This window comes from Bradyrhizobium sp. T-1, assembly GCF_053592855.1.
In genome coordinates, this window is record NZ_CM132115.1 from 1,667,025 (window position 1) to 1,691,049 (window position 24,025).

Annotated in this window: 23 protein-coding genes; 16 read left to right on the forward strand and 7 right to left on the reverse strand. The window is 59.4% G+C overall.

Annotated features, from left to right (window positions below; genetic code table 11):
- Positions 1–9: 9 nt before the first annotated feature.
- Both ACWAT4_RS08080 and ACWAT4_RS08085 read right to left on the reverse strand, forming a co-directional pair.
- Positions 10–1,143 (reverse strand): CaiB/BaiF CoA transferase family protein, encoded by a 1,134-nt coding sequence (locus ACWAT4_RS08080; protein WP_449730276.1) that lies wholly within the window; start codon positions 1,141–1,143, stop codon positions 10–12.
- Between the two features lie 128 nt (positions 1,144–1,271).
- On the reverse strand, positions 1,272–2,093 hold the full coding sequence (locus tag ACWAT4_RS08085; protein WP_449730277.1) for a TetR/AcrR family transcriptional regulator: 822 nt from the start codon (positions 2,091–2,093) through the stop codon (positions 1,272–1,274).
- Between the two features lie 507 nt (positions 2,094–2,600).
- Between ACWAT4_RS08085 and ACWAT4_RS08090 the strand changes: the two genes are divergently transcribed.
- Positions 2,601–3,389 (forward strand): SDR family NAD(P)-dependent oxidoreductase, encoded by a 789-nt coding sequence (locus ACWAT4_RS08090; RefSeq protein ID WP_449730278.1) that lies wholly within the window; start codon positions 2,601–2,603, stop codon positions 3,387–3,389.
- Between the two features lie 85 nt (positions 3,390–3,474).
- Here the strand turns inward: ACWAT4_RS08090 and ACWAT4_RS08095 are convergent, their stop codons facing one another.
- Positions 3,475–4,248, reverse strand: coding sequence for a crotonase/enoyl-CoA hydratase family protein (locus ACWAT4_RS08095; RefSeq protein WP_449730279.1), 774 nt, complete (start codon positions 4,246–4,248; stop codon positions 3,475–3,477).
- A 206-nt stretch (positions 4,249–4,454) separates the two neighbouring features.
- On the opposite strand from ACWAT4_RS08095, the gene ACWAT4_RS08100 reads away from it, so the two are divergent.
- From ACWAT4_RS08100 to ACWAT4_RS08125, 6 genes are all read left to right on the forward strand, one after another.
- Entirely contained in the window at positions 4,455–6,008 is a 1,554-nt protein-coding gene (locus ACWAT4_RS08100) for a class I adenylate-forming enzyme family protein (protein WP_449730280.1), read from the forward strand.
- 15 nt (positions 6,009–6,023) lie between these two features.
- Positions 6,024–7,271, forward strand: coding sequence for a thiolase family protein (locus tag ACWAT4_RS08105; protein WP_449730281.1), 1,248 nt, complete (start codon positions 6,024–6,026; stop codon positions 7,269–7,271).
- Between the two features lie 33 nt (positions 7,272–7,304).
- The gene (locus ACWAT4_RS08110; protein WP_449730282.1) at positions 7,305–8,066 is read left to right on the forward strand and encodes an enoyl-CoA hydratase; all 762 of its coding nucleotides are present in this window, start codon (positions 7,305–7,307) and stop codon (positions 8,064–8,066) included.
- A 151-nt stretch (positions 8,067–8,217) separates the two neighbouring features.
- Positions 8,218–9,180, forward strand: a complete 963-nt coding sequence (locus tag ACWAT4_RS08115) for an NAD(P)H-dependent flavin oxidoreductase (protein ID WP_449730283.1) — start codon at positions 8,218–8,220, stop codon at positions 9,178–9,180.
- 141 nt (positions 9,181–9,321) lie between these two features.
- Positions 9,322–9,747, forward strand: coding sequence for an ester cyclase (locus ACWAT4_RS08120; RefSeq protein WP_449730284.1), 426 nt, complete (start codon positions 9,322–9,324; stop codon positions 9,745–9,747).
- Between the two features lie 164 nt (positions 9,748–9,911).
- Positions 9,912–10,214, forward strand: a complete 303-nt coding sequence (locus ACWAT4_RS08125; protein WP_449730285.1) for a MarR family winged helix-turn-helix transcriptional regulator — start codon at positions 9,912–9,914, stop codon at positions 10,212–10,214.
- Positions 10,215–10,732: 518 nt separating this feature from the next.
- On the opposite strand, the gene ACWAT4_RS08130 is transcribed toward ACWAT4_RS08125, so the two are convergent.
- Positions 10,733–11,746, reverse strand: a complete 1,014-nt coding sequence (locus tag ACWAT4_RS08130) for an IS110 family RNA-guided transposase (RefSeq protein WP_449730286.1) — start codon at positions 11,744–11,746, stop codon at positions 10,733–10,735.
- Positions 11,747–12,215: 469 nt separating this feature from the next.
- Here ACWAT4_RS08130 and ACWAT4_RS08135 point away from each other — a divergent pair, with 469 nt between their 5' ends.
- Complete coding sequence (locus ACWAT4_RS08135; RefSeq protein WP_449730287.1) at positions 12,216–13,574, forward strand: tyrosine-type recombinase/integrase; 1,359 nt, start codon at positions 12,216–12,218, stop codon at positions 13,572–13,574.
- A 338-nt stretch (positions 13,575–13,912) separates the two neighbouring features.
- Here the strand turns inward: ACWAT4_RS08135 and groL are convergent, their stop codons facing one another.
- The 3 genes from groL to ACWAT4_RS08150 form a co-directional block, all read right to left on the reverse strand.
- The gene (groL, locus tag ACWAT4_RS08140) at positions 13,913–15,550 is read right to left on the reverse strand and encodes a chaperonin GroEL (protein ID WP_449730288.1); all 1,638 of its coding nucleotides are present in this window, start codon (positions 15,548–15,550) and stop codon (positions 13,913–13,915) included.
- A gap of 71 nt (positions 15,551–15,621) precedes the next feature.
- Positions 15,622–16,578: an RNA polymerase sigma factor RpoH gene (gene rpoH, locus ACWAT4_RS08145; protein WP_449730289.1), complete on the reverse strand. Its 957-nt coding sequence runs from the start codon at positions 16,576–16,578 to the stop codon at positions 15,622–15,624.
- A 153-nt stretch (positions 16,579–16,731) separates the two neighbouring features.
- Complete coding sequence (locus tag ACWAT4_RS08150) at positions 16,732–17,184, reverse strand: Hsp20 family protein (RefSeq protein ID WP_172649283.1); 453 nt, start codon at positions 17,182–17,184, stop codon at positions 16,732–16,734.
- 302 nt (positions 17,185–17,486) lie between these two features.
- On the opposite strand from ACWAT4_RS08150, the gene ACWAT4_RS08155 reads away from it, so the two are divergent.
- The 8 genes from ACWAT4_RS08155 to groES all read left to right on the forward strand — a co-directional run bounded on the left by ACWAT4_RS08155 (position 17,487) and on the right by groES (position 23,980).
- Positions 17,487–17,696 (forward strand): hypothetical protein, encoded by a 210-nt coding sequence (locus ACWAT4_RS08155; RefSeq protein WP_449730290.1) that lies wholly within the window; start codon positions 17,487–17,489, stop codon positions 17,694–17,696.
- A 9-nt stretch (positions 17,697–17,705) separates the two neighbouring features.
- Positions 17,706–17,891, forward strand: coding sequence for a hypothetical protein (locus ACWAT4_RS08160; protein ID WP_172648802.1), 186 nt, complete (start codon positions 17,706–17,708; stop codon positions 17,889–17,891).
- 302 nt (positions 17,892–18,193) lie between these two features.
- Positions 18,194–18,412 carry a hypothetical protein gene (locus tag ACWAT4_RS08165; RefSeq protein WP_172648801.1) on the forward strand — a complete coding sequence of 73 codons (219 nt, stop codon included), beginning with the start codon at positions 18,194–18,196 and terminating at the stop codon, positions 18,410–18,412.
- A 417-nt stretch (positions 18,413–18,829) separates the two neighbouring features.
- A protein-coding gene (locus tag ACWAT4_RS08170; protein WP_212298635.1) for an IS3 family transposase occupies positions 18,830–19,998 on the forward strand; the annotation gives its coding sequence in 2 pieces (ribosomal slippage) (positions 18,830–19,118 and positions 19,118–19,998; 1,170 coding nt in all).
- A 594-nt stretch (positions 19,999–20,592) separates the two neighbouring features.
- The gene (gene tnpA / locus ACWAT4_RS08175; protein ID WP_449730291.1) at positions 20,593–20,994 is read left to right on the forward strand and encodes an IS66-like element accessory protein TnpA; all 402 of its coding nucleotides are present in this window, start codon (positions 20,593–20,595) and stop codon (positions 20,992–20,994) included.
- 23 nt (positions 20,995–21,017) lie between these two features.
- Positions 21,018–21,338 carry an IS66 family insertion sequence element accessory protein TnpB gene (gene tnpB / locus ACWAT4_RS08180; protein WP_449730292.1) on the forward strand — a complete coding sequence of 107 codons (321 nt, stop codon included), beginning with the start codon at positions 21,018–21,020 and terminating at the stop codon, positions 21,336–21,338.
- A gap of 54 nt (positions 21,339–21,392) precedes the next feature.
- Positions 21,393–23,045 (forward strand): IS66 family transposase, encoded by a 1,653-nt coding sequence (gene tnpC, locus ACWAT4_RS08185; protein WP_449730293.1) that lies wholly within the window; start codon positions 21,393–21,395, stop codon positions 23,043–23,045.
- 620 nt (positions 23,046–23,665) lie between these two features.
- Positions 23,666–23,980 carry a co-chaperone GroES gene (groES, locus tag ACWAT4_RS08190; RefSeq protein WP_449730294.1) on the forward strand — a complete coding sequence of 105 codons (315 nt, stop codon included), beginning with the start codon at positions 23,666–23,668 and terminating at the stop codon, positions 23,978–23,980.
- Positions 23,981–24,025: the final 45 nt, after the last annotated feature.

Consider the following 24,025-nt stretch of genomic DNA (forward strand, 5'->3'; position numbering starts at 1 on the left):
GATACAAACCTAGATTGCTCCGGACGTGCTTAGTTCGCTCATACTGCCTTCATCATAGCCGGTCTCGCGGAGGATCGTTTCGGTATCCTCGCCAACACGCGGCACACCTCGCCGCCAGTCGGTTGGAGCGTTCCGAGAAAAGCGCGGGGCCGGACCGGCCTGTAATACTCCGCCAACTTCGGCAAAAACCTGTCGCGCTGCCATATGCGGGTGGCGCGCCGCGTCCGCGGGATCGTTTACAGGGGCGAAGCAAGCATCGGTTCCTTCGAGTATCGCGCGCCAGTCGGCCTGCGTCCGCTTGGCAAAAGTCTCCGACAATGCAGCCCGCTGTAGCGGCCAATCCGCGGCGTCGGTCCGGTTCTCGAATATGGGATTCCCGGCAAGTCCGATGCGTTTGAGCAGTTCTTCGTAGAATTTCGTTTCGAGAGGCGACACGACGACCCAACCACCGTCCGAGCAGCGGTAGGTATTGACCGAGGGACCGCAATCAAAATGATGGACACCTCGTTGATAGCCCGCGTCGTTGGCGGCCAGCGCGCTGAGTAGCAAGTTCAGCATGTGCGCAGAACCGTCCACGATGGCAGCGTCGACGACCTGTCCACAACCGCTCTGCTTCGCCTTCAGAACGCCGGCCAACAAACCGATCGCGAGGTAGAGTGCACCGCCTCCAACATCCCCGATCAAGGTTGGCGGGGCTACTGGCGCGATACCCGGAGGACTTGAGTACCAGAGAGCGCCCGACAATGCAGCATAGTTCCCGTCGTGCCCCGCCGCGTGAGAGAGCGGACCATATTGTCCCCACCCAGTGATACGGCCATAGATGAGCGAAGGGCGATGCTCCAGACAGACCTCGGGAGCAAGGCCCAACCTCTCCATGACGCCTGGGCGCATGCCTTCGATCAACGCATCGGCCCGCTCGACGAGCCGCAATACCACCTCGATGGCCTGCGGTTGCTTCAAGTCCAGTGCGATCGAGCGTTTCCCTCGGTTCACAATGTAGTCCGGGCGCGGCAATGGCGTCGTCGCATCCTTGCGCTCAACGACAATCACATCCGCACCCAAATCCGCAAGAAGCATGCCGCAGAACGGACCAGGGCCCAGGCCGGCTATTTCGACGACACGTAAACCTTGCAGGATCGACATATCATCAACCTATCGCAAAAGTTGACCGGCTCTCAACGAAGCCAGGGGATGCACTCTCCGACTGCAGTTCGACTCCAAGCGATCGGACTCTCAAAGCTCGAGCGCGAGGGTTGGCACGCGACCGCAAATCATGGCCGAATTTTCTTTGCTGTGATTCCAGGCCGGGGTCCTCCGGTCTGCTGAACGCGACGACGCCTCGCTTTTTCCGGCGAGCCCATATCAGCACTTTTAGATGCTGTCAGAGCGATCGACGCGTCTGCAGCCTGTCTGGCGGTTTCGGCGCCGAACACGTCAAGAGGGATTTCAGCAGGGATTTCCATAAGGTCGAAATCGTCAGGATCTGCGCTCGTCCCCAAGCCATGCATTAACAGATCGACCATTCCATCCGCGATCTTGTCCAATCCGAGCCGGCCTTTTGGTGAGTACCAGCTCTGAACATTCGTCACCGCTCCCATGAACGTAAAGACAGCAAGTTTTGGATCGACCTGCCGGATCGTGCCGTCTTTAATACCTTCCTCGATAAACGAGACAAGGCGATCCTCGATTTCGTCACGCTTGGCAATTACCTTGCGTCGATCCGCCGGACGCAGAGCGGTCACGTCCGACGTCACGCCACCGGCGCCCAGGGCCTGGTTCTGCCAGCGGATGTAGGTGCGCAAGTTCAGCCGAAGCTTCGCATAACCCGTCGTTCCATGCTTCTCCGCGAAGGCGGCGGCTTGCAACCCCATGTCGAGGGACATCATATGGCACTCGAAAAGTATCTCGAGCTTGTCCGTTACGTAGTTGTAGAGCGTGCCCTTCGAGACCTGAAGGGCTTCGGCGACGTCGTCGAGAGACGTGTTGTGAAAGCCTTTTCTCGCGATGATGCGCGTCGCCTCGCGGAGCACCGCGTTCCGCTTGACGCGATAAACCTCATCACTGGTTTGAAGGACATTCTTCCATCGGGGCACTTCGTTCTCAGCTCCTCATAATGGGCGGTGCGGCATCGTGTCGAATCTTCAGAAATCTGATCGGAAGACAGTCCGACAACTAAGTGCTCGCGTCAATCATCGACCCAAATTCCTGACTTTGAAGTAATCCCTTTACATTCTTGAGTAAAGCAAATTGGCTTCTCGGTAAGCGCCCAGCTCGGAAGGGCGTCGAGTGATGGGCGGCGGGTGGACGATTGTCGGCGGGCAAATTCGCTGCGACCGACTGCGTCGGGCGGCTTGCTACCGATCGCGTGGGAAGCCCTCACATCGTTGGCTCAGGCGCGGGAATAGTCTGCCGCCCAAGGATATCCGAGCGTGTTAAATCCGGCATGCGCCATCTCAGCTTTAGCAATCCCGCTATCTCCGCAAATTGTATGACAAGAGAAGTAAATTGACTTCATAGTCAATTCTGATCTATCGCTGGTATTAGAAATCGAGAGAACGTGTGCCAACGCTGGCGCTGGGAGTTCCCGGAAGGAGGGATCGATGAGCATTCTTGATTTGAATGGCAAGGCGGCAGTCGTCACCGGTGCCGGGCAGGGAGTTGGCCGTCAACTTGCGCTGACGCTCGCGGCTCACGGCGCAAAGGTCGTCGTCAACGATTATTTTCTGGAACGCGCAAATCAGGTCTCACGGGAGATCGTCGATGCCGGCGGTCAAGCGATCGCTGTCCAGGCGGATGTGACCGACCTCAGTGGGGTCAGGGCCATGATGCGCCGCACCGTCGATGAGTTCGGCACGCTGGATGTGCTGGTGAACAACGCCGGTAACGAAGGGGCCAACCCGTCCAGCACTGCGCCGAAGCCATTCTGGGAGACGTCCCCGGAAGACTGGCAGCGCTGGCTTGGCGTCAATCTCTTTGGTGTGATCGCCTGCGTGACCGCTGCAACGCCCTTTATGGTCCAGCAGCAGAGCGGCCGGTTGATCACGATCATCTCCGACGCGGGACGGGTTGGGGAGTCCGGGATCGAGGTCTATTCAGGCGGCAAGGCCGGTGCCGCCGGCTTCATGCGGGCGGTGGCGCGCACCTTGGGTCGCTACAACATTACCGCGAATTGCGTCGCAATTGCCGCAACGCTGACCCCGACCATAGCGCCGATAATTGAGGCGCAGCCTCCCGAGAAGACGAAGCGTCAGCTTGAACGCTATGTCATCCGCCGCTTTGGACGCCCCGAAGACATTTCAGGCCTGGTGACGCTGCTCGCCAGCGACTCAGGCTCCTGGATGACCGGACAGACCTATCCGGTCAACGGAGGTTTCTCGTTTGCCATGTAAGTGAGGTTGGACGCGGTCCTGTCTCGGCGCAACCGACAGACCGGCATCAAAGGCGGCGCGCCGAAGCGTTGGCATCAAACGTGATCTACTGCCCCTTCCATTGGGGTTTACGCTTTTCCGCGAAGGCTCGCAGGCCTTCTTTTGCATCCTCGCTGTGGAGCGCGACCCTGGCAATCTTCCACTGCTCGCTCCAGGCTGCTTCATCAGTCCAGTTGTTAGACTGGAACATGATTTCGCGGCTTGCCCATACGGCCGTCGGTCCGTTGGCAAGAACTTCTTCGGCAAACGAAAGGGCGACGGATAAGGCTTGACCTTCCTCGGTCAGCCGATTGACGAAGCCGAGAGCGTGAAGATCCTCGGCGGTTCTAAACAGCCCGGTGATCGCCATCTCCATGGCAACATTGTAAGGAATCCGCTTGGGGAGCCGAAACAAGGCACCTCCGACCGCCACCACGTTGTGGCGTACCTCCGGGAGCCCGAATTTTGCGCTTCGCGCCGCGACGACGAGATCGCAGGATAAGCAAAGCTCGAACCCCCCTCCCACTGCGAAACCTTCGACTGCTGCAATCGTCGGCTTAAGCGAGGGGCGGGCAAAAGCACCGAAGCCGCCGCGGCGTTCGGTGATCGAGCTCTCTCCTTTGGCGACCGCTTTCAGGTCCGCTCCTGCCGAGAAGATCTTGTTCGACCCCGTGATGATGCCCACGCGAAGTTCGGGATCCGCATCGAGCGCGTCCAGGGCGGCTTCCATCTGCAGCGACGCCTCGTAGTCCACGGCGTTGCGGGCTTCAGGGCGGTCGATAGTTATGATGAGGATGTGACTACGACGCTCGCAAATCACCTTCTGTGTCTGGCGCTCCACGCTATTCTCCTGCTCATGAAAAGGGTTCGATTGCGATTGACTTTTAAGTCAGAAATTGAGACGATCAAGTACTAAATATCGTTCGGGCTTGCTTGTGCGGGTCTCGCGTCGCTACGGGCCTGTGCATCAGGCGATACATGCGACGGCGGCCCGCGCGATCAAGGGCGCCTCGGGCAACATCAGCGTGCCTCGTCTGGGAGGGAAGAGTGCGAGTATCGGACTATTTCGAAAAGGCGGCGCTTACCAATCCCGACGTTGAGTTTGCGGTTTTCGGGGATCTGCGCCTGACCTACGCGGAAGCGCGCAAGACGGTGCATGCGATTGCGACGGCTCTGAGCGGCGAGCCCGGATTGACGGCGGGAGCGGTGATCGGGATCTACAGCGCGAACGATCCCCGTATTTCCATGCTGCAGATGGGGATCAACCGGGCCGATTTCGCCTGGGTTGGCGTGCACGATCGCAACGCCGTAGAAACCAATGCGGAAGTGCTCGACTTCATGGACGCCGAGCTGGTCTTTTTCAACAGCCGTTACGAGAAGGAGGTGCGGCAACTGAAGGCTGGCAACAGCAGGGTTCGCAGATGGATCTGCATTGATGCCGACACCCCCGAGGGTGAAAGCTTGGCGAGCTGGCTGGACGGAAAGTTCAAAGAGTTTCCGTACTGCAAGCCCGATATGATGCGGCGGGCGTGTCTTGTGCCGACGGGAGGTACGACCGGTCCGTCGAAAGGCGTCGTGCACACTCATTATACGCTCGAACAAGGACTGATCGCCCAGGAAAAGGGCTTCAGGATTCAAGCGCGCTCGCGCGTCCTAACCACAGCGCCGCTGTCGCACGCCGCTGGAATGTTTGCCATGGCGTTCTATCCGTCCGCGGGCACCAACGTGATCATGTCGGGCTTCGACGCCGAAAAAGTCCTTCACCTGATCGAACAGGAAAGGATCACGCACCTGTTCATGCCGCCAACAATGATCGGCGCGCTCCTGATGCATCCAAAGGTCAAAAGCACAGACTTCTCATCCGTGAAGATGTGCCTGACCGGGGCCGCCCCGATCGCGCCGGAAAAATTCAAGGAGATAGTCGCCCTGCTGGGACCCGTTGTATGGGAGTCCTATGCGCAGTCGGAAACGCATATGCCGGTGACGGTCAAAGCGCCCGAAGATTACATCTTGAACGACGGTTCATTCAACGAGTCGGTTCTGCGCTCCGCAGGGCGTGCGGCGGAGTACGTCCGCATCGAAATCATGGACGACGAAGGCAATATCCTCCCGCGTGGGCAACGGGGAGAGATTGTGGTCAGGATACCGTCCCTGATGAAGTGCTACTACAAGAACCCCGATGCGACGAGTGAAGTCAGTGCCTTCGGTTTCCACCACACCGGTGATATCGGGATCATGGACGATGCGGGATTCGTCACGATCGTGGATCGCAAGAAGGATATGATCGTTAGCGGCGCGTTCAATATCTTCCCCTCCGAAATCGAAAAGATCATCTACGAGATCCCAGCTGTCCTGGACTGTATCGTTGTCGGAGCACCGCACGAGAAGTGGGGAGAGGCCGTCACTGCGGTCATCCAACTCAAGCCGGGCCATGCGTTGACCGAAGACGAGGTATTGGCGCTGTGTCGCGAACGCCTCGGCGGCATGAAGACTCCTAAGCGCGTGGAGATCTGGAGCGAGTTGCCACGCAGCCCAGTCGGCAAGCTATTGAGACGCGTAGTGCGCGAAAAATTCTGGCAAGGCCACTGGCGCTCAATCTAATTCGGAGGAATTCACATGGAAGACGTCTATATCATCGGTGTTGGAATGACGCCGTTCGGTCGGCATCTGGATAAGAGCCTGAAAAAGCTTGTCGCCTGGGCTTTAAATGATGCGTTGAGCGATGCGGCCATCGATAGATCCGAGATCCAAGCTGCTTTCTTTGGAAACGCCGTCCAAGGTTTCATGGAGGGGCAGACTTGCATCCGCGGGCAGGTCGCGCTGTTACCCGAGGGCCTTCATGGAATCCCGGTTTTCAACGTGGAAAACGCCTGTGCGACGGCGTCGTCCGCGTTCAATCTCGCGGTGAACCATCTGCGCGCCGGAGCCGGTGAGGTTGCCCTCGCAATAGGCGCCGAGAAAATGTACGACGAGGACAGGGCGAAGATGTTCGCCATCTTCGATTCGGGTTGGGATGTCCATACGCCGAAGGAAAATGCGGATCGGTTGATCGCCCTCGGCCAGGGTATCGATCCGCCTCCCGGGAGCATGTCCGATCGGCCCTACAGCGTCTTCATGGATGTCTACGCCGCTCTCGGTCGACAGCTGATGCGTTTGCACAACATCACTCAGGAGCAGATGGCTTTCGTCGCCGCCAAAAACCACACCCACGCGGTCGATAACGAACGAGCGCAGTATCGCAAATCCATGACTGCCAATGAAGTCTTGGCGGGGCGCGCCATTAGCTACCCGCTGACGCTGCCGATGTGTGCGCCGATATCCGATGGCGCTGCGGCTGCCATCATCTGCACCGGTGCCGCGCTCAAACGCCTAGGCGTTCAAGCGTCTCGCGCTGTGAAGGTGCGGGCGAGCGTGATCCGCTCCGCGACGGCGCGCGGAGGTGATGATCTCGAGAACCACATCACCCGCCTCACGGCAAGAGCTGCCTATGAACAGGCGGGCGTGGTGCCTGAGGACGTCGACGTGGTGGAGGTCCATGACGCCACCGCAATCGGTGAACTCATCCAGAGCGCCAATCTCGGGCTGTGCGAACTCGGAGCCTCCGGCAGGTTTGCACAGAGTGGAGCCACGACGCTGGGCGGCCGCGTGCCCATCAACCCGTCGGGCGGGCTCGAATCCAAGGGCCATCCGATCGGGGCGACCGGCATCGGACAGATCTTCGAGCTTGTTGCGCAGTTGCGCGGAGAGGCAGGGTCGCGACAAGTCGACAATGCGCGGATCGCCGTCCAGGAAAATGGCGGGGGACTCTGGGCGTTCGAGGAAGCCGTTGCCCACGTTGCTGTGCTCGAACGCGGCGTTGCCTGAACCACCGAATCCCCTGTGTTTGAAGGGTCGCTCATGATGGACAATGTGCTAACCGAAATTGGTGATCGAACTCTGACTATCCGCTTAAACCGCCCGGAAAAGCGAAACGCGCTAACTCGCAAGATGTATTCCTGCCTCGCAGAGGCTCTTGAACGGGCCGAGGCCGACGCTTCCATCAGGGTTGTCGTCCTGACGGGGAACGCTGATTGCTTTACGGCCGGCAACGACTTGTCCGACGGCATTATCGAGGGGCTCGACGGACCACATGGTCGGTTCATGACTGCTTTGACGGAATGCAGCAAGCCAATCATTGCCGCGCCATGCGGCATTGCCGTTGGTATCGGCGTGACGATGCTTCTGCACTGCGATCTCGTCTACTGCGGGTCACATACAAACTTCAGAATTCCGTTCGTGCCGCTGGCCGTTTGCCCGGAGTGTGCATCGTCTTACTTACTGCCCCGACTGGTCGGGCATCATCGCGCAAGCGAAATCCTGCTCGCAGGAGAGGCGTTCGACGCGACTACGGCGCTTGAGCTTGGAATCGTGAATGGCGTCTTTTCGAATGATCAGGTTGAAGAGGTTGTCAAAGCGAAGGCGGCGCTCATCGCGAGTCAGCCACCCACATCGGTCCGAACGACGAAAATGTTAATGAAGAGGTCAACTGCGGAGGACGTTCGCGAGGCGATAAAGGTCGAAATAGAGCATCTGATTCGTCTCCAGCATGGAGCTGAAGCAATCGAAGCGGTCAATGCTTTCAAAGAAAAGCGCAGCGCCGACTTCTCGCAATTTACCTGACCAAATGCGAATGGTTTTATGAGCGCTGATTGGCTCAGACCATGACGCTCGAGCGCCTTGTTTTCCGACGTCTGGCGCGCAAGAAGCGCAATCAAGTCTGCGCGTTGAATCTCGTCCTTCGATGGAATCGGCTCAGTAAAAGGCAATCAAAATGGGAAATTATGGCGATCCACAAGTGACCGCTCGGCTCCGGGCCAAGCTCAAGTTGCCGCTCTTTGTCGCGCCAATGTTTCTCGTTTCCGGCCGAAACCTCGTAGTAGCGTGTTCGTCAAACGGCGTTCTTGGGTCCATTCCGGCTCTCAACGCGAGAACCACTGAGATCCTGGACTCTTGGATCAGCGATATTGTCGCGAAGCTGGACATTGCAGGAGCGACAGCTCCATTCGCAGTGAACCTTATCGCCCACGCCAGCAATACGAGGCTCGATGCCGACGTCGACTTGATGATCAAGCACAAGGTGCCGATCGTCATATCCAGCGTCGGCAGCCCGGATCGGCTGATAGATAGTATCCATAGTTACGGCGGTCTGGTCTTCTCCGACGCCGCGACGGTCCGCCACGCAAAGCGCGCAGCGTCAGCAGGGGTTGACGGACTTGTGCTGCTAAGCGCCGGCGCAGGTGGCAATACGGGCTGGCTAAATCCATTCTCGTTCATGGCGGAAGTTCGGAGATTTTTTGATGGTCCGATCGCCCTTGCGGGAGGGCTTTCGTCAGGACAGCAGATCGCAGCTGCCGAAATGATGGGAGCGGATTTTGTCCTCATGGGCACTACTTTCATCGCAACGCATGAAAGCGAGGCGGATCAAAACTATCGAGAAATGCTCATCGAAAGCGGCGCTGACGACGTTGTGACGACCGACAAGCTGACCGGTATCCCGGCAAACATCCTGCGTGCCAGTCTGGAAAGATCGGGCTTTATCGATGGCGGAAGTCACAAAGGTTTCAGCGTAAATCGCGATACCGATCTCATGAAAATGTGGCGCGATATTTGGAGCGCCGGCCATGGAGTAGGAGGCGTAACAAGAATTGTGAGTGTACGCGATGAAGTCGAAAGGTTGGTGCAGGAGAGGGCGGTTGCCTTCAAGCGAAACCAGTCAATGGCGGAAGTGTTCTAAGGATTAGACAACCCGTCAATGGCGATTCCGTGGATGCGTTCAGCCACCCGTGGGTCGGCGGCCATTCCCCTTTGATGCCCCGGCCCTCAGCATGCCCACCTCTTGATATATACAGTTTTACTGTATAGTATCGAGCGCACGATGAACCCCTACAGGTGGAACATGCCCGAGAACCAGGACGTCGTCCGTCGCTTCAATATCGAGGTCATCCAGAACGGCAGACGCGATGCGTTCGAGGATCTGATGGCGCCCGATTTCGTGAACCGGACTGCGCCCGCCGGCACTCCTCATGATGCGGAAAGCATGTGGGCTACGTTTCAGTCTGTGCTCCGCCCCGCACTATCGGACTTGGCCGTGACCATCCACGACCAGATCGCGGAAGGCGACAAGGTGACGACCCGCAAAACGATCAGTGGCGTCCATACCGGGCCACTCATGGGCATCGCGCCGACAGGCCGGGTCGTTTCGATCGACGTGATCGACATCGTGCGTGTCCGCGACCAGCGTTATGTCGAGCATTGGGGTATCAACAGCCTGCCCGCCGTTCTGGCGGGGCTGAGAACGTGAAGCGTCGACAGACGGAGACCCCATCCGATCACGAGGCGCTTTTCACCCTTGCGGAGCGCGTGCGGCAGTCCGTCGGCGATTTCGTCCGCGCCACGCGCTCACTGGCCGAAACTCCAAGGACCGCTCGCTCGGAGACACTGGGGCTTCTCGATCGAGAAGGAGCGATGAGCACGGCGGCGCTCGCTGAACGACGCAACGTCAAGCATCAGAGCATGCGGCTGGTCGTCGTCCAGCTCCAGGAGGACGGGTTGGTCGAGAAGACCGCGGACGCCAGCGACCGCCGCACCCAAGTCGTAATGCTCACCACGCAAGGCCGCGCCACGCTGCGGGCCGACCGCCGAGCGCGCGCCGAATGGATCGCCCAAACTTTACGCGATCATGCGACAGTCGAGGAACGCCGAACGCTCGAAGCGGCGCTTGCCGTCCTCGACAAGATCGCAGCGGCTTCACCCGCCTCCAAGCCATGATCTTCAGTTTGCTGTACAGCTAGGACAACGTCGCGCGGTCAAGTATGGAGGGCCGGCCCGCCATCAGCCTTGTCGTAAGCTGCCTCGAATTACGGTGACACCCATTAGCCGGCCGGTCGTCAAGATGCCGAGCGATTTTTTTTGGCAGCGCGAGCTGCCAGCGTGTCTCATGGTTCGCTTCCGGGCCGCTGTGCTCGGGCCGCGCCCGTTTCTTCGGTTGATGGCTGCATCCGCGTGACGGATCGCGCCAGACACCCATGAGGATCAAGCATCGGTCTGAACGAGACCTTTTGCCCTGGCGGCAAGGCCGCCCCAGAAGAACGTTGGTACCGTCCCGTATCCAAGAGAGTTTCACAGAACCGTGGCTGCCGGTGGGCCGGCGCCAATCTCCGGATGGCTTACGGTGCGGGCGATCCGCTGTCACCGCGACTGGTGACGGCGATCCGGCGTCCAATTCAGTGCGGGTGGTTGAAGCACCCCAGTCACCGTACCTGGCTCGCCGGATCGCCGTCGTCCTTTCAGGCAAAGCAGCGCGTGACGTCGAACGGCTTGCCCTCCTTCAGGATGTGGTAGCAGGCGCGCGCCAGCTTGTGTGCCAATGCCTTGGTGGCAACAATGTTGTTGGTCTTGGCCTTCTTTCGCTCGTAGAAACGCTTGGCTTCCGGGCAAAAGCGCCTGGCGAAGTTCGCCGCCTCGACGAACGCCCAGGCCAGATATTTGTTGCCGTTCTTGACGTTGCCTTCGCCTTTCTTCTTGCGATTGCTGATGTGCACGCTGTCGACGCAGCGCGCATAGGACGCAAAGTTGCCGACGTCGGCAAACCGATCGATCGGGCCGGTCTCCAGAACAATGACGGTCGCCAGCGTCTGGCCGATGCCCGGCACGCTGGTGAGCAGTCCGTATTGCGGTTGGGGCTTGACCCGTTCTTGCAGGCGCTTCTCCAGAACCTCGATCTGCGACTGCAGTGTCGCGATGACAGCAACGTTGGCCTTGATTGCCAAGCCTACATCCGCTGCCAGTGGCAGGCTGTCGATTGTGTCGTTGGTCAGCCGCTTGATCTGATTGCTGGTCATACGCCCGCTCAGCTGCCTGGCCATGATGTTCTCGATCGCCAGGACATGTGTCGTGCATGACTGCACCAGCTGGATGCGCTTGCGTGCCAGATCGCGCACGGCGCGGTGCTCCCGCGGCAGGATCGTGCCCGTCGGCAGGATGCCCAGTCGCAGCAGATGCGCAAGATGCCGCGCATCCGTCTCGTCGCCGCTGTGCTTCAATCCCTCGTACTGCTTGATCGCCGCCGTGTTGGCGAGGTGCATGCGGAAGCCGGCGTCCTGCAAGCCGTCAACCAGCCAGTACCAGTTATAGGTCGACTCGACCACCACGCCGGCCAATTCGTCTTGCCACCGAGCCAGAAAGCCCGTGATCTTCCCGATCTCGTTGGGCAGGCGCTTCTGCGCCACAACCCGATCGCTCTCGTCGATGACAGCAACAACGCTGTTGTTGGAATGCAGGTCAATTCCACCGTACATCATCTTCGCCTCCTCGTGGCCAAAAGTGATTCGATCGGTTCGAATTCACTTTAGCTCCACCGCCTTCTTACTCGCGAAGGCCGGCTAGATGATCTTCAGTGCTGGACTGCACCCCTGAAGGGGTGCAGTCCAGTGCACTCAATTCCATTGCACTTCTTCGGAATCGCGATGGCGGCCTGTAACGAAACCGAATGGGTCGGGTAGAGGAAACAGCGGCCTTCGGTGGTGACAGCGTATTCCGAAATGGCGCACCCGACACGATTCGAACGTGTGACCTTTGCCTTCGGAGCAAGATAACGTGCCCATCCGAAAAATGCGATAGGGCACGCTATTCTACGCTATCCAGCTGAAACGACTGGATATTCTCAACCCCAACAGCGACGTTCCTATCCGAAGACCCGCACCGATTTTCTCCCGCCTGCTTACGTCCTGCTTACGCGAGAGAGATCGAGCCCCGGAACGCAGGAACGTTATGGTCAAGATCACGAAGAAGATTGTCGAGACGGCGGAAGCCCGCGAGAAGGACTACGTCGTCTGGGACGATGAGCTATCTGGCTTCGGGCTCCGAGTCTTTAGCTCTGGCAAGCGTAGCTACGTCATTCAGTATCGAATAGGGGGTCGCTCACGTCGCTACACAATCGGGCTTCATGGAGCCTGGGCGCCGGAGACTGCACGACGAGAGGCGAAGGTGCAACTCGGTCGGGTCGCCGCGGGTGATGATCCAGTCGAAGATCGCCAGCTCGATCACAAGGCGATCACCGTGAAGGAGCTGTGTGGCCGATATTTCGCCGATCTGCAGGCCGGCCTCATCCTCGGGAAAGGTGGGCGACCGAAGAAGGCCTCTACGATCGTCACCGACACCGGCCGCATCGATCGGCACATCATTCCGCTCGTAGGGACCCGGCGAGTTAAGGATCTTACCAAGGCCGACATCAACAAGGTCCTCAAGGACATCATGGCCGGAAAGACGCGTGTTTCGGTCAAGACCAAGAAGCTGCGCGGAAAGGCCATCGTCCGCGGCGGCGCCGGAACGGCCACACGTACCGTGGGTCTTCTGGGCGGCATCCTTACCTATGCCGTCGAAGCAGGGATCATCGAGAGCAACCCGGCCCATGGTCTGCGCAAGCCAAAGGACAACGTGCGAAAGCGTCGGCTCTCGGAAGCGGAGTATCGAATACTGGGTCGGATGCTCCGCGACGCCGCCAAGCAGGAGAAATATACGACTATCGTGGACATTGTTCGCCAGATTGCGCTGACCGGCTGCCGCCGGAGTGAGATGATCGGCTTGAAATGGGCGGAGGCCGACACCGCGGCGAGCTGCTTGCGATTAGAGGATAGCAAGGAGGGTGAGTCTATCCGTCCCATTGGGTTGCCCGTCGTCGAATACCTCGAGCGGCGGCGCACAGGCGGTGTCGGTACACACGTTTTCCGGGGGCAGGGCGAGGATAACGTGTTCGGCAGTTTCCCGAACCATTGGAAGCATCTCTTCGAGGACTCACCGCTATCCGATGTTACGCCGCATGTCCTGCGCCACAGCTTCGCGAGCATCGCCAACGATCTTGGCTTTACCGAGGTAACTATTGCGGCCTTGGTCGGCCATGCCAAGGGTTCGGTGACGAGCAAATACATACATACGCTTGATACCGCGCTCATCATGGCCGCAGACACAATCTCGGGCTACATCCAAGGGCTCCTTGATGGCATTGAGTTCAAGCAGACCGCGTATGCACTGGATCGCGATTCGCGAAAGGCTGCTCTCGCCCGCTTCCTGAAGAAGGCTTCAAGCGGCGAGCCGGAGGAAGGCGAAGAGCAGCATAGGTTGGCTGCTTAGGCGCGTCGCTGAGCTTCAGCGACGCGTAAAAAAGCTCAGGATTGAAGAAGGGGTATCGCAGGTCAGGCAGATATTGGGGAAAAGCGGCAGGGCTCCGCGCCACGAGCGCCATGTGGCGTTTCACAATAAGTAGGACAATATTGGATTCGTTCATGAGCGCAGATCGAGCGCTTGTGCGATCACGAAATTCGCGTCAAGACCAACATGTAATCCATCTCAACCGTTCGCCGAGGAGTGATCGAGACCAAGAGCAAAGCACAGGGTGCCCTGCAAGGGGCGGCGGACCTCTCGCGGGCAGATGACGAAATTCCTCGCTAGCGGATGGGCCTGTGTCAGAATCAAAGATCCATTTCGCCCGCACCAGCAGGGACGCCCTGGCCAGTTCCGTTCCTCTTTTTCGGCGCCTCAGCAACCATCGCTTCTGTTGTGATCAACAGCGCCGCGATCGAAGCTGCATCCTGTAGCGCGGACCTCACGACCTTGGTCGGATCGATGATGCCTTTCGCGAAGAGATTGCCGTACTCTCCCGTCTGGGCATCGAAGCCCCAGGCGTACTCCTTGTTTTCAAGTATCTTTCCAACAATGAGTGATCCATCTTCGCCGGCATTCTCTGCAATCTGCCGTGCCGGCCAGCTAAGAGCCCGCTTGACGGCCTCCAGCCCGTGGCGCTGATCGTCGTTTGCCGGCTTGAGTTTTGCCAGCACGGCTGAAGCTCGCAGCAGTGCCACCCCACCACCCGGGAGTATACCTTCCTCGACAGCGGCACGCGTCGCGTGCATGGCATCGTCGACCCGATCCTTGCGTTCCTTGACTTCGATTTCGGTCGAGCCGCCCACTCGGATCACGGCAACTCCGCCCGCTAGCTTTGCAAGCCGCTCCTGCAATTTCTCGCGGTCATAGTCCGAGGTGGTTTCCTCGATCTCCGTTTTGATCTGCCGGACACGCGCCTCGATTTCGGGCTTTTTGCCGGTGCCGCTGACGATCGTCGTGTTATCCTTGTCGATCATCACCTTCTTGGCACGTCCAAGCATGTTCAGCGTGACGTTTTCGAGTTTGGTGCCAAGATCTTCGCTGATAAAGTTCCCCCCGCTGAGGATAGCGATGTCCTGCAACATGGCTTTGCGACGATCACCAAACCCCGGCGCCTTGACGGCGGCGACCTTCAGCCCGGCGCGCAGCCTGTTCACGACGAGTGTCGCCAGAGCTTCGCCTTCCACATCCTCCGCGATGATCAGCAGGGGCTTTCCACTTTGTGCCACCGCTTCGAGCAAAGGAAGCAGAGTCTGCAGGCTCGAGATCTTTTTTTCGTGGAGTAGGATGTAGGGTTCGTCGAACTCGACCCGCATTTTCTCGGTGTTGGTAACGAAATAGGGTGAGATGTAGCCGCGGTCGAACTGCATGCCCTCGACGACCTCCAGTTCAGTCTCGAGCGATTTGGCTTCCTCGACCGTAATGACGCCTTCGTTGCCGACCCTCTTCATTGCGTCCGCCAAGAATCGTCCAATCTCCGTGTCGCCATTGGCGGAAATAGTAGCAATTTGCGCGATCTCTTCGTTTGAAGCGAGCTTTCTCGAATTTTTCTTCAGTTCGCTGACGACCGCTTCGACAGCAACATCAATACCGCGCTTGAGATCCATAGGATTCATGCCGGCCGCAACAGCCTTGGTGCCTTCCCGCACGATTGCGTGCGCGAGCACGGTCGCAGTCGTGGTCCCATCGCCTGCCTGGTCGGAGGTCTTCGAAGCAACCTCCCGCACCATCTGTGCGCCCGTGTTCTCGAACTTGTCTTCAAGCTCGATCTCTTTGGCGACGGTCACCCCGTCCTTTGTGATCCGCGGGGCGCCAAAGCTCTTTTCGAGCACGACGTTACGGCCCTTCGGCCCGAGCGTCACCTTGACGGCATTGGCGAGTACGTCGACACCCCGAAGCATCTTCTCCCGTGCGCCCGTTGAAAATAGAACCTCCTTCGCGCTCATGATCGTTTCTCCCGAAGGATGTTAATTCCTTGCCGTGATAGCCAGAGAGCCCAGCCGCTGGACGACCTAGGTCAACCGCAGGAATTTTCAAGAGCTCTTTGGCTAGCAGAGCTAGGCTTTGCATCCCTTTCGTCCCGCTTCCGAGCGGGGGGCGGCAAGGAATTGCCGACCTTGGTATGTACTGCGACCTTCAGGCGCTCGAAGGCGCGCTGCTCGATCTGTCGAATTCGCTCGCGCGAAACGCGGTGCTCTCGCGCCAAGTCATCCAGCGTCTTTGGCTCGTCGGTTAGCATCCGCGCCTCCAAAATCGCGCGTTCACGCGCCGACAGCACCCTGAGTGCCTCCGACAGAGCAGCCCGCCGTCGTTCGTAGTCATCGGCGTCCGCCAGTAGGGTTTCAGAATCGGGCGAAGGATCAGCCAAACGATCCTGCCATTCCTGGGAAGTATCATCGTCGCATATCGAGATATTGAGGGAGGCGTCACCACGCAGTCGCCCATTCATCTCGATCACCTCCGACGGACTTACCTGTAAGTGTTCCGAGATGTAACTCACCTGGTCCGGATGCAGATCGCCATCCTCAAAAGCGGACAACCTGTTCTTGAGCTTTCTGAGATTGAAGAACAGTTTCTTTTGGGCAGCCGTGGTGCCCAACTTGACGAGTGACCAGGACCTCAAAATGTATTCCTGGACAGATGCCCTGATCCACCACATCGCATAGGTGGCCAGACGAAAGCCCCTCTCAGGTTCAAAGCGCTTAACGGCCTGCATCAATCCGAGATTTGCTTCCGAAACGAGATCAGCAATCGGCAGACCGTAGCGGCGATATTTCATCGCAATCTTTGCCGCCAGCCAGAGATGACTCGTCACCAGGTGATAAGCGGCCTCGCGATCGCCATGATCTCGCCAGCGCCTGGCGTAGCTGGCCTCCTCGGACGCTTCTAAGAACGGAAATTTTCGAATCTCCGTCAGGTATCGGGAGAGCCCTCCATCCGAGGAGACCGAGGGAAGTGCTGCCGTGCTCACCATGATGTTCGCTCCTTTCTTGCTGGCTGCATGCGTGTCATCGCGAGGAAGTCGCCGCCGTCTTGGCGGCCACTTTGCTCGCGAGAAATCCAAGGACGAGATCGAGTAACCGCGCGGTGATCCGCACGGGTGGACTGCGCCCGAGTGAAAGATCGATCAGGCGGCCTTCGCCTCGATCCGCCTGACATTGCCTTTGTTGACTTCGCCGATCGGGATGCGCCGCGGCTTCATCGCTTCCGGAATTTCGCGCAGAAGGTCGATGATAAGGAGGCCTTGCTCGAAGCGAGCACTCTCGACCTCGACATGGTCGGCCAGCGTGAATAGGCGCCGGAAGGAACGTGCCGAAATGCCGCGATGCAGGAAGTTCTTCGCTTCTTTCTCAGCCTTGCGGCCTTCGAGCGTCAGGACATTTTGCTCGACGGTGAGCGCGATCTCGTCCTGCGTGAATCCGGCCAGAGCCACCGAAATTCGGAAGCGGTTCTCGTCGAGACGCTCGATGTTGTAGGGGGGATAGCTCTCGTCGGCAGTCCGCTGGACCTCGTCGAGAACGTCCAAAAGGCGGTCGAAGCCGATGGTCGACCTCCAGAGGGGAGTCCAATCATACCTCATAGCCAAATCCTCCTGAGAGCAAGTTGGGTACGAGCAGGCACCGGACACCTGCCGGTGCCCGCCTTCAGTCCGGAGCCCATTTGGCGCCCCGGCACGCATCTCTGCGTGACCAAAAGAATCCTCAAGCCTGGAAAAAGTTCAAGAGGGCGGGGAAAAATTTTTGCTTGCCGCAACGGCGTGGCTAACCGGCCGTTGAGTGGCCGCGCGGAGTCTTGACGGTGGGCCGCCCACGCCTAAATTTTCGGCGCCAGGGGGCTTTTCCTCTTGCACAAGGAAAGCATGACGACCGTCAGGAGACGACGATGATCGATGAGAACCTTGCCCGCCTGCGGGCGTACCGCAACAACATTCGCCGCTACCAGCGGTTGCTCGCGACGCAAGCCTCGGACCTGGAGCGGGCCTTCATTGCAAAGCGGCTGGAGGAAGAACAGGCCGAAGCCGAAGCTCTTGTCAAAGCGACATTTCCCTTCAGTCTGCCGGCGCTTGGGCAATCGGCGGACGCAGCAGCGTAGAGGCGCGCCATGTCTGGGCTCGAAGCTTTCATTATCCGCGGGCACGAGAAAATCATCGATCACTATCGGCGCCTGCGCGATTCCGCTCCTTCCCGCGCTGAGCGGGAACGTTTCCAGGGGCGTATGGAGGAAGAAGAGGAAGCTTTGCGGAAGTTTCTCGAAGGGCGATCGCCCCAGGTACAACGCGCGGCATAGCCCTCTGCGGTCGCCACACTCGTCTCATGGAGACACGCGCTCGAGAGAAAGGTGGGAGAAGGTTTAATGATTGACAAAAAGCGCCGCCCAGCCTTTGCGGGTGCCGCAGGCCTTATCGCACACGCTAAGGCGGCGGCCCGCCATCTCGAAGACCTCTGCGCAGCTTGCACGAATGGCGACAAGGCTGCGGCACGAGCAGCGCTGCGCCAGGCGATTAGCGAGCTTGAGGTGGCGCGAGCCATGGTACGGACTGGACTTGAATGACGGGGAGCAACATCGTCTCATCTCACGATGAGGTTGTGATGACTACGAAGGTTCATGATGCGTTGACGGAGGCCCTTGATTGCGTGAAGGCAAGCGGACTAATCCGCAAGTACAGTCTTGTCTGGAGTGGTCGTAGCGAGGTGCCGCACATCACGATCTGGAAAGCGACCGATGCTTCAGATGAAGCTCTGCGCCACACTCTTGCGGAATCTCTTGCTGGTCTCGCAACCGAGTCGCAGGTTACCATTGAAGAGTAGGCGAATTTTGGTATTGAGGGGTCCCGAGTTCACCCTCGGGCCTTTGATGCAGGGTGACACTCTGTGAACCTCGCCCGAAGCAATGGTTTCAAACCTGGCCGACAGTTCAGGCTCGGCGAGTTCCATACGCTTGCCGGTCGATCCGCTGTATGACGCCGATCGAAGATATTCTGGAGCCTTCGCTCGGGCACCCGCTCTTGAAGATTGCCCACGCTGCTCTAGATCGCTTGCCGTCAAGGACCAATGACTTCGCGGTTCGAATTTGCGGCGCCATTTCTTTAAGACGACTTCCGCATTCGAAGCTCGTTAGCAGCTGAGGAAGAGAGAGGTAAGGGCCAACTGCTGCGCTCCGGCGAGGTGAACCTCCTCCGAATGAGTGGACACCTGTGGTAGGCTCATTGAGCCCGGAGGTGTCGAATGGAACGTCAACGTCGGTCGTTTACCGAGGAGTACAAGCGCCAGGCGGTCGAGCTGGTGATCTCGAGCGGTCGCTCGGTCACGTCGGTGGCCAAGGAGCTCGGTCTGCGCGACTCGGTGCTGCGGCGCTGGGTCGACCAGTTCCGGCAGCAGCCGGCATCGGCGGCGTGGCGCCCCACCACGCAGGCGACGCCGATGTCGGCGGACCAGGCTTCGGAGATCGCCCGTCTGCGCCAGGAGAACGAACGGCTGCGCATGGAGCGCGACATTTTAAAAAAGTCGATCGCGATCTTCGCCGGAACCCGAACATGAGCTTCCGTTTCATCGAAGACCACCGCGACAGCTATCCGGTACGGCTGATGTGTGCCGTGCTCGAGGTCTCGCCGGCCGGCTATTATGCCTGGCGCGATCGCCCGGTGGGCGAACGGACAAAATCCAATGCCGCGCTCCTGGCCGAGATCCAGCAGGTCCATCGCGACAGCAGCGGACGCTACGGCAGTCCTCGCGTTCATGCCGCTCTGCGGACACAGGGACGCGGTGCCAGCCGCGGCCGGATCGAACGGCTAATGCGTCGATATGGCATTCGAGCGATCATGGCGCGACCCCGTCGGGTTCGCACCACTGACAGCCGTCACGACCTGCCGATCGCGCCGAACCTGATCGCGCGCGACTTCACGGCGGATGCCCCGAACCGGGTCTGGCTCGCTGATATCACCTACATCCCGACCGCGGAGGGCTGGCTGTATCTGGCGGCCGTTATGGATCTGTTCAGCCGAAAGATCGTCGGCTGGGCCATGCGGGATCATATGCAAATCGAACTCGCATCTGCGGCGCTGACGATGGCAATCCGCCAGCAACGCCCGCAGGCCGGATTGATCCACCACTCCGATCGCGGCGTGCAATATGCCTCACACGCCTATCGCAACGCTCTCACCGGCGCCGGCATCACCGCATCGATGAGCCGCAAGGCCGATTGCTACGACAATGCCCCGATGGAAAGCTTCTTTCATACCTTGAAGACCGAGCTGGTCCATCATCGCGACTACAACACCCGCGCCGAGGCCCAGCGCGATATCTTCGCCTTCATCGAGGGCTTCTACAACCGAACCAGGCTCCATTCCGCCATCGGATATATCGCCCCGATCGAAATGGAGCTAAAAGCAGCTTAAGCCCGTCCACTTTTTCGGGGGAAGATCAAGGTTTGACCATGGCAATCCGTATAGAGACTGTCATTGAGTGTGGCCAAGGTAAGCTGCCACCGAGAGCTTATCTTGGAGTTGCAGCTGGCTCTCTTGACCAGGACGGTAGGACTGTGCTCACGGCCCGTGAAGGCTCGTTCGCAGCGTTGGAGGAGCAGGTGCGTGAGATAAAGGCGCAATTGGATGCTTGTCTTACCGAAGTAAAGGCTTGCTTGCCGCGTTGAGCCAGTACTTTAGGAATTCACGCGGATTTCGGAGGGTAGCGCGCCGGGCATGTAAGGCTGTCAGAGACGAATGATCTGAAGCCGTTAAAGGAAGTCGTCTCACTTCGGTGGCTGTAGTCCGCGAGATGTGATCCAGCCAGCTACTTCGGCTACCATTTCGTTTTCGCGAGCCTTTCGTAGAAGCTCTGCTTGATCCGGCCCTGGAGGAAGCTTTTTTGCTTCGTCTCTAATGCGTTTGGCTTCGTCGGCGAGCCGTCCTTCGGTATCCCTCCGCCAAAGGCCGCCTTGTTTGACGAACGCGATCGCTGCAGGTCCTAGGGGTAATCCTAGGAGAAGCGCTATGACGATTTCGAGGGCGGAGGTGATCACATCGGTCGAGCGGCGGCGCCGGTGGTCGCAGGATGAGAAGGAACGGCTAGTAGCAGCATCGCTCGAGCCCGGAGCCAATGTTTCCGAGGTGGCTCGCATGGCCGGCCTTCATGTGAGCCAGCTGTTCCGGTGGCGCAAAGAGCTTTGTAAGCAAGGTGAAGCGAGTATAGCGCCGTTCGTGCCGGTCGAGATTGGGCCGTCTGTGCCGCCGCGGGAGGTGGCCGAAGCGCCATTGACGACGACGGCGGCGCGTCGACGGAAGAGCCAGGGCATCATCGAGATCGATCTTGGTAGCGGGCACCGCATCCGGGTCGATGGCGACGTTGATGGAGACGCGCTACGTCGCGTTCTCGATGCTTTGGTACGCCGATGATCCCGGTTCCAACGGGCGCGCGAGTGTGGCTCGCGACGGGCTACACGGACATGCGCCGAGGCTTTCCGTCGTTGGCACTCCAAGTGCAGGAGGTGCTGCGCAAGGACCCGCTCAGCGGTCATCTGTTCGTCTTCCGCGGTCGCCGAAGCGATCTTGTGAAGGTGATCTGGCACGATGGCCAGGGAGCATGCCTGTTCACCAAGAGGCTCGAGAGAGGAAGGTTCATCTGGCCATCGGTTGCCGGCGAAGCAGTGACGATCTCGCCGGCGCAGATGAGCTACCTGTTGTCCGGAATCGATTGGCGCACCCCTCAAGAAACCCACCGTCCGACGCGGGTCGGATAGTCGTTTTACGGCTTGCTTCTTTGCTTCTGCTGCTTGATCTGATTCAATGGCTTCATGATGTCGAAGCCGGACGACCATCCATCGGATCTTGCGAGTGCCTTGGCGGCGCTGCAGGCCGAGCGTGAGGCGCGGCTGCAAGCCGAGGCAGTAGCTGCCAGTGCGCGGGCGGAGTTGTCGGCCAACGAGGCGCTGGTCGCGCATCTTGAGCTGCGGATCGAGAAGCTCAAGCGCGAACTGTACGGGCAGCGCTCCGAGCGCACGGCGCGGCTGATCGAGCAATTGGAATTGGAGCTCGAAGAACTCGTTACCACGGCGAGCGAGGACGAGCTTGCCGCTCAGGCCGCGGCGACGAAAACCCAGGCCGTGCGCGCCTTCACGCGTAAGCGGCCGGTACGCAAGCCGTGGCCGGACGACATCGAACGCGAGCGCATCGTCATCGAGGCCCCGACGAGCTGTGCATGCTGCGGCGGATCGCGCCTGGCGAAGCTGGGCGAGGATGTGACCGAGACGCTGGAGGAGATCCCGCGCCGGTTCAAGCTGATCGAGACGGTGCGGGAAAAGTTCACCTGCCGCGATTGCGAGAAGATCAGCCAGCCGCCGGCACCGTTCCATGCCACGCCGCGCGGCTTCATCGGTCCGCAATTGCTGGCGACGATCTTGTTCGACAAGTTCGGCATGCATATCCCGCTCAACCGCCAGAGTGTGCGCTTTAAGGCCGAGAGGATCGACCTGCCGCTGTCGACGCTGGCCGACCAGGTCGGCCACGGGACCTTCGCCGTCATGCCGCTCTTCCAGCTGATCGAGCGCCATGTGCTGTCGGCCGAGCGCCTTCATGGCGACGACACCACCATCCGCATCCTGGCCAAGAGCAAGTGCACGACCGGCCGGATCTGGACCTATGTGCGCGACGATCGGCCCTACGGTGGGCCTGCGCCGCCGGCGGCAGTCTATTACGCCTCGAGCGACCGACGGGGCGAGCATCCCCAGAAGCATCTGGCTGCCTTCACCGGCATCCTGCAGGCGGATTGCTACAACGGCTTCGAGCCTCTGTTCGACCCGCAGAGGAAGGTGCTGCCGATCACGCCGGCATTCTGCTTCGCCCACGCGCGGCGGGGCTTCTTCGAACTGGCCGACATCGAGAAAACCGCCCGGGACGGACAGAAAGGCAAACCGGTCTCCCCGATCGCGCTGGAGGCGGTCAGGCGTCTGGATGTGTTGTTCGAGATCGAGCGCGCCCTCAACGGCAGCAGTGCCGACGGGCGGTGTGCCGTGCGCCAGGAGAGAAGCAAGCCGCTTCTCGACGACATGCACGCCTGGCTGCTCCGCGAGCGAGAAACCCTATCGCGTTCCTCCGAGGTCCTGAAGCCCATGAACTACATGCTCAGGCGCTGGGACGACTTCGCCCGCTTCCTCGACGATGGCAGGATCTGTCTCAGTAATAACGCCGCTGAAAGAGCGTTGCGCGGCATCGCGTTGGGCAGGCGCAACTGGACCTTCGCCGGTAGCCTGCGCGGCGCCGACCGTGCCGCCATCATGCTGACGATGATCACGACCTGTCGTCTCAACGACGTCGATCCGAAAGCCTGGCTCGCCGACGTGCTCGCCCGCATCGCCGATCTTCCCGCATCGCGTCTGCACGAACTGCTGCCCTGGGAATGGAGGCTTCTGTGCCAAGCCGGCAAGCCCGACGATCAGCAAGCCGCCTGACCTTCACCCAACGCTATCATACAGCTCGCCACGCCCGCGCGCATGCGTCAATCAGGCGGCCTTCGTCGTATGCGTACGTCCTTCGAGGGTGACGGTTTGCTTAAAACGGCGGCGAATTTTCATGACACCACCTCGTGCTTACGGGTCCTAACCGTAGGGTTCGCACTTTCGGTTCTAGCACTTAGTGACCCGCGATCTGTTTCCAAGTCACCAGGCACCAATTTCGATCACCACCAACGACGCGTAGGTCCTGATGCCGGCCAGGTCATAGTCGCTTGCAGCGGCAATGCGCGAGGCGCTACCAGCAACGACACTCCCGGGACTAGCGTGATCCGGGACCATATGGGCAGCAGAGATCGCCCCGCACCGATTCGGACCGCCAACCAAGACAAGCGAAATTTCTCATTTAATAACAATATTTTACAAGGATTGTCGTGCGTCCGGTTGGGTCGCCGCGGCAAGCTGTTCAAGAGCGCATTGGCAGTCCTTTGTTGGGAGTGCCAAAAATTTTAGCCGCCCCTCTTGAATTGGATTTTTTCGGTTCCTAGGTCGTTTTTCCGCCGGGGGCTGGTTACCGGCCCCGGTTAAATGACATCGCTAGACTGTTAAGGAGGATGTGCATGCATTTCCGTCCGTTGCACGACCGTGTGCTCGTGCGCCGCATCGATGCCGAGGAGAAGACTGCCGGCGGCATCATCATTCCCGATACCGCAAAGGAGAAGCCGCAGGAAGGCGAGATCATCGCTGCTGGTCCGGGCGCGCGGAATGAGCAAGGTCAATTGGTCCCGCTCGATGTGAAGACCGGCGACCGGGTCTTGTTCGGCAAATGGTCGGGCACCGAGGTGAAAATCGATGGCCAGGATCTCCTGATCATGAAGGAGAGCGATCTCCTGGGCATCGTCGAACAAAGCGGCAAGTTGAAGAAGGCCGCCTGACCCCGCTGAAAAACTGACAGTCATAAAGGAAAGGAGATCTTGAAC

Coding starts and splice junctions, on each gene's coding strand:
- ACWAT4_RS08080 (WP_449730276.1), bottom strand. CDS start 1,143: ATGTCGATCCTGCAAGGTTTACGTGTCGTCGAAATAGCCGGCCTGGGC.
- ACWAT4_RS08090 (WP_449730278.1), top strand. CDS start 2,601: ATGAGCATTCTTGATTTGAATGGCAAGGCGGCAGTCGTCACCGGTGCC.
- ACWAT4_RS08105 (WP_449730281.1), top strand. CDS start 6,024: ATGGAAGACGTCTATATCATCGGTGTTGGAATGACGCCGTTCGGTCGG.
- ACWAT4_RS08110 (WP_449730282.1), top strand. CDS start 7,305: ATGATGGACAATGTGCTAACCGAAATTGGTGATCGAACTCTGACTATC.
- ACWAT4_RS08115 (WP_449730283.1), top strand. CDS start 8,218: ATGGGAAATTATGGCGATCCACAAGTGACCGCTCGGCTCCGGGCCAAG.
- ACWAT4_RS08120 (WP_449730284.1), top strand. CDS start 9,322: ATGAACCCCTACAGGTGGAACATGCCCGAGAACCAGGACGTCGTCCGT.
- ACWAT4_RS08125 (WP_449730285.1), top strand. CDS start 9,912: ATGAGCACGGCGGCGCTCGCTGAACGACGCAACGTCAAGCATCAGAGC.
- ACWAT4_RS08130 (WP_449730286.1), bottom strand. CDS start 11,746: ATGATGTACGGTGGAATTGACCTGCATTCCAACAACAGCGTTGTTGCT.
- ACWAT4_RS08135 (WP_449730287.1), top strand. CDS start 12,216: ATGGTCAAGATCACGAAGAAGATTGTCGAGACGGCGGAAGCCCGCGAG.
- groL (WP_449730288.1), bottom strand. CDS start 15,550: ATGAGCGCGAAGGAGGTTCTATTTTCAACGGGCGCACGGGAGAAGATG.
- rpoH (WP_449730289.1), bottom strand. CDS start 16,578: ATGGTGAGCACGGCAGCACTTCCCTCGGTCTCCTCGGATGGAGGGCTC.
- ACWAT4_RS08150 (WP_172649283.1), bottom strand. CDS start 17,184: ATGAGGTATGATTGGACTCCCCTCTGGAGGTCGACCATCGGCTTCGAC.
- ACWAT4_RS08155 (WP_449730290.1), top strand. CDS start 17,487: ATGATCGATGAGAACCTTGCCCGCCTGCGGGCGTACCGCAACAACATT.
- ACWAT4_RS08160 (WP_172648802.1), top strand. CDS start 17,706: ATGTCTGGGCTCGAAGCTTTCATTATCCGCGGGCACGAGAAAATCATC.
- ACWAT4_RS08165 (WP_172648801.1), top strand. CDS start 18,194: ATGACTACGAAGGTTCATGATGCGTTGACGGAGGCCCTTGATTGCGTG.
- tnpA (WP_449730291.1), top strand. CDS start 20,593: ATGACGATTTCGAGGGCGGAGGTGATCACATCGGTCGAGCGGCGGCGC.
- tnpC (WP_449730293.1), top strand. CDS start 21,393: ATGATGTCGAAGCCGGACGACCATCCATCGGATCTTGCGAGTGCCTTG.
- groES (WP_449730294.1), top strand. CDS start 23,666: ATGCATTTCCGTCCGTTGCACGACCGTGTGCTCGTGCGCCGCATCGAT.